Below are 3,010 nucleotides of genomic sequence, written 5' to 3' on the forward strand. Positions count from 1 at the left end.
AGTGACGACAACTGGTCGGTACAAACACCGTCGCCCGCCAGTACCTTGGCACGCAGGCCGAGTTGCTTGGCTTGCTTGGCGAACGGGCCGCCGGTTGCGTCCATGCCGCCGTACATCACCGCGTCAGGATTCTCACCCTTGATCTTCGTCAAGATGGCGCGGAAGTCGACAGCCTTGTCGTTGGTCGCGTCGTGCGACATCACGTTCAGGCCAAGCGACTTGGCGGTCTTTTCGAATTCGTTCGCGAGACCTTGGCCGTAAGCCGTCGAGTCATCGACAATTGCCACGCTCTTCATCTTCATCGTCTTGGCGGCGAAGTTGGCGAGCGCCGGGCCTTGCTGTGCGTCGGTCGCGACCACGCGATACGTCGTCTTGAAGCCTTGCTGCGTGTAGGTCGGGTTGGTAGCCGACGGGGAGATCTGGACGATGCCTGCATCGCTATAGATCTTCGATGCCGGGATACTCGTGCCGGAGTTCAAGTGACCAACCACGCCGACGACCTTGTCGTCGACCAGCTTCTGGGCAACTTGCGTCGCCGTGCGCGGGTCGCCCGCGTCATCTTGCGGATCGAGTTGAAGCGTGATCTTCTGGCCGCCGATCGTCAGACCCTTGGCATTGATTTCTTCAACTGCGAGGCGCGCGCCGTTTTCGTTGTCCTTGCCCAAGTGAGCAATACCGCCGGTCAACGGTGCAACGTGACCGATCTTGACAATCTCGTCGGCCATTGCCGTTGTTGCCATCGAGGCGAACAGCAGCGCTGCAGCGCTAATAGGCAACAATTTGTGAAGCTTGGTGTTCATGTAAGTCTCCAGTTTCGGTCCCAAAAACAACGTTGTCGCCCTGTGCCCCGCCTTTCATCACGGTGGTTCAGCCCCGTGGACGACCACGCCGGATGCATCGTCATGCACTTGGCAAGTCCTTCAGCCGGCCATTTTTGACGGCCGTCATCCGTACTGCGCGCAAGTGTAGGGTTGTCAAATTAATTTGGGGAAGTTTTTTAGGATACTGGTGTTGCTACTAATAAGAGACTAGTTGAGAAGCCACTGGAAATGTGCTGGTGCAGCGCGCAAAGGCCCTGTTCATGCGGTTCTTCAGAGCACGCGTTGCTGCGTGGGTAAGGTTGTCGCAGGTTTTATCGGATCGCGCCGGTATTATCCCGGCCGCAAACCAGTTGGATTCAAACACTTAATAGAGCATTAACTCCAAGGCGTTTTCTAATCGCGTTGAGGCACCCGCCAACGTGGTGTCCGGGCGATTTCCTACAGGCGCTTTACAGCCCGGACGTCCGCCAGCAAGCGGCAGGGAATGGTGGCACACTGCCTTGCGGTTTTTCCACCCTCGTTTTTCGGCGTGTTTTTTCGCCCCTTATTATTCAGCAATCAGTCAGGAGCTTCACTATGACCGTTTCATCCCGATGGATCGACATTCCCGCCAGCGGCGACAGCTTCCAGGGTTATCTCGCGTTGCCGAAGGCTGGCAAGGGCCCGGGCGTGGTGATCATCCAGGAAATCTTCGGCGTGAATTCGCACATCCGGGCGGTCGCCGATCAATACGCAGCCGATGGTTACGTGGCGCTTGCCCCAGACATCTTCTGGCGCATCCAGCCGCGCGTGGAACTGGGCTATGACGGCGCGGATCGCAACAAGGCGATGGAGCTGTACGGCAAGTTCGACCTCAACCTCGGCGTTGCCGACGTAGGCGCCGCCGCGGATGCCTTGCGCGCGTTGCCCGAAGTCACCGGCAAGATCGCGGGCGTCGGCTATTGCCTGGGCGGGACGCTGGCGTATTTATCGGCGGCGAAGGGTTCGTTCGATATCGCCGTGGCCTACTACGGCGGCGGCATCCACACACTATTGGATCAGGCGGACAGCGTGAAGGCGCCGATCCAGTTCCACTACGGCGAGCTCGACGCCCACATTCCGGCTGACGGCGTTGCTGCCGTCAAGCAGCGTTTTGCGGCCAAGGATGCGCAGGTCTTCACGTATCCGGACGCGGACCACGGCTTCAATTGCACGGATCGTGCGTCGTACAACCAGAAGGCATCGGCGCTCGCGCACGGCCGCACGCTGACATTCCTCGGCGAGCATTCGTAACCGAACGTGGACTGCACGGCCGCCCGAATGACAAGACGGAACAATAAAACCAAGGGGAAACCGTGCAGTCCGAGTATCTTGATCACGACGCCATCGGCCTAGCGGAGCTTGTGCGTACGGGCCAGGTGAGCGCACGCGAGCTCATCGATACAGCCATCGCACGCGCAGAAGCCGTCAATCCGGCGATCAACGCCATCGTGCTGAAGGATTACCAGGCGGCCCGCAATCGCGCGAGCCGTTCGGGTTTTCCGGCCGATGGTCCGCTGGCTGGCGTGCCTTATCTCATCAAGGATCTCGGCGCGCCGGTCGCGGGCTTGCGGATGTCCATGGGCAGCCGCCATTTCCAGCACTTCATTCCACGCGAGGATTCACCAATCGTCGCGCGCTCGAAAGCGGCCGGGCTCAATATCTTCGGCAAGACAAACACGCCGGAAATAGGCCAGATGCCGTACACCGAACCCGAGCTGTTCGGTCCGACGCGCAACCCGTGGGGACTCGACTACACGCCGGGCGGTTCGAGTGGCGGCGCGGCGGCGGCCGTTGCGGGCGGCGTCGTGCCGCTCGCGCATGCAGCCGATGGCGGCGGCTCGATCCGCATTCCGGCGTCGTGTTGTGGGTTGTTCGGCTACAAGCCATCCAACGATGTCCAGCCGCAACCGTTGCCGGCGCCCGGGGTTTTATCGGTGGATCATGCTGTGTCGCGAAGTGTGCGCGACAGCGCGTTGCTGCTCGATCTGACATCGGCGGGACAGGCCGGCGCGTTTTACCGCGCGGTCAGCGAGCCGTGCGCGCCCTTGCGCATTGGTTATATGGCCGAGCCGCAACTGGCGGCGGGTTTATCGGCGGATGTAAAAAGCGCGCTGGACGATGCCGCCAAGCTCGCCGAGTCGCTCGGCCACCACGTCGAGCCGGCATCG

Annotated in this window: 2 protein-coding genes and 1 pseudogene (1 of these 3 only partly in view); 2 read left to right on the forward strand and 1 reads right to left on the reverse strand. The window is 60.8% G+C overall.

Going from position 1 to position 3,010, the window contains the following annotated elements:
* Positions 1-800 (reverse strand): annotated as a pseudogene (locus ACFFAR_RS26430) (branched-chain amino acid ABC transporter substrate-binding protein) (it extends 365 nt beyond the left edge of the window).
* A gap of 597 nt (positions 801-1,397) precedes the next feature.
* On the opposite strand from ACFFAR_RS26430, the gene ACFFAR_RS26435 reads away from it, so the two are divergent.
* Together ACFFAR_RS26435 and ACFFAR_RS26440 are read left to right on the forward strand one after the other, a co-directional pair.
* The gene (locus tag ACFFAR_RS26435; protein WP_174362442.1) at positions 1,398-2,093 is read left to right on the forward strand and encodes a dienelactone hydrolase family protein; all 696 of its coding nucleotides are present in this window, start codon (positions 1,398-1,400) and stop codon (positions 2,091-2,093) included.
* A gap of 62 nt (positions 2,094-2,155) precedes the next feature.
* A partial coding sequence (locus ACFFAR_RS26440) for an amidase (protein ID WP_375508760.1) occupies positions 2,156-3,010 on the forward strand: 855 nt, incomplete at its 3' end.

Source organism: uncultured Caballeronia sp., assembly GCF_964243625.1.
In the GTDB taxonomy this organism is placed as follows: Bacteria; Pseudomonadota; Gammaproteobacteria; order Burkholderiales; family Burkholderiaceae; genus Caballeronia.

Bases quoted from the DNA above. Each gene is read 5' to 3' on its own strand.
- ACFFAR_RS26435 (WP_174362442.1), top strand. From the start codon at position 1,398: ATGACCGTTTCATCCCGATGGATCGACATTCCCGCCAGCGGCGACAGC.